Origin of the sequence: Veillonella sp. VA142 (assembly GCF_003992135.1) — a bacterium.
Taxonomy (GTDB): Bacteria; Bacillota; Negativicutes; order Veillonellales; family Veillonellaceae; genus F0422.
The window spans coordinates 1-497 of the sequence record NZ_RQVN01000062.1 but is presented as its reverse complement, the minus strand read 5'-3'; the positions used below and the strand labels follow the sequence as shown (position 1 = coordinate 497).

The following is a 497-nucleotide window of genomic DNA, read 5'->3' as shown; positions in this document are numbered from 1 at the left end:
CACGCACATATTGTGGCAGATCGTTACCATGTATGTCGCTTGGTAGATTGGGCTCTCGAACGTGTGCGCAAACGTGAACAGAAGCAATTAGTAGCACACTCTAGAATGCTAAAAAATAACCGAAGGATCCTTATGAAGAACCCCGAGAAATTAACTGAGAGTGAGCAAGTAAAGCTGCTAGAGATATTGCGTATATCTGAGGATCTACGACAGGCATATGGGCTTAGATTAGCCTTTAGAAAGATATTTAAGATATACAGTATACCTAACATAGAAAAGTATATACAATTATGGTTAAAAGCGGTAGAAAACAGCCATCTACCAGAGTTTAGTAATTTCAAAGTTTCTTTTATTAGTTGGTTCCCTCAAATTGTTAATGCCTTTGTATTACCCTATTCCAATGGGTTTACAGAAGGATGCAATAATAACATTAAAGTGTTAAAGAGAATAAGTTATGGGTTGCGCCATTTTGAACGCTTCAGAGTTCGTATACTTTT

1 protein-coding gene is annotated in these 497 nt (G+C 37.0%); it reads left to right on the top strand.

The window, feature by feature from the left end; translation table 11 throughout:
- On the top strand, window positions 1–497 hold a 497-nt coding region (locus EO117_RS09120; RefSeq protein WP_164727571.1), incomplete at both ends, for a transposase.